The organism is Sinisalibacter aestuarii (genome assembly GCF_027923545.1).
GTDB lineage: Bacteria > Pseudomonadota > Alphaproteobacteria > Rhodobacterales > Rhodobacteraceae > Sinisalibacter > Sinisalibacter aestuarii.
The window spans coordinates 1-495 of the sequence record NZ_BROH01000030.1 but is presented as its reverse complement, the minus strand read 5'-3'; the positions used below and the strand labels follow the sequence as shown (position 1 = coordinate 495).

1 protein-coding gene is annotated in these 495 nt (G+C 70.3%); it reads left to right on the top strand.

Features of this window, described 5'->3' with window-relative positions:
• A partial coding sequence (locus tag QMG28_RS20865) for a hydroxymethylglutaryl-CoA lyase-like TIM-barrel protein (RefSeq protein WP_491850077.1) occupies positions 1-495 on the top strand: 495 nt, incomplete at both ends.

Genomic DNA, 495 nt, shown 5'->3' with positions numbered 1-495 from the left:
CGGCGGTGTCGCGGGCGCGGATCACGGTGCTGCTGGTGCCGGGGATCGGGCTGGCCGAGGATCTGAAGGCGGCGCGCGAAGCCGGGGCCAGTTCGGTGCGCATCGCCACCCATTGCACCGAGGCCGATGTGTCGCGCCAGCATATCCGCGTGGCCCGCGATCTTGGCTATGACACGGCGTGCTTTCTGATGATGGCGCATATGACCCCGCCCGAGGCGCTGCTGGACCAGGCGAAGCTGATGGAGAGCTATGGCGCCGAATGCGTCTATGTGGTCGACAGTTCGGGCGCGATGCTGCCCGACGACATCACCGCGCGCGTGACCGCGCTGCGCGGCGGGCTGAAACCCGAAACCGAGGTTGGCATCCACACCCATGAGAACCTGCATCACGGCGTCGCCAATGCGGTGGCGGGGGTGCGGGCCGGGGCGGTGCGGGTCGACGGCTCGCTGGCCGGGCTCGGCGCGGGCGCGGGCAATGCGCCGATCGAGGCGCTGA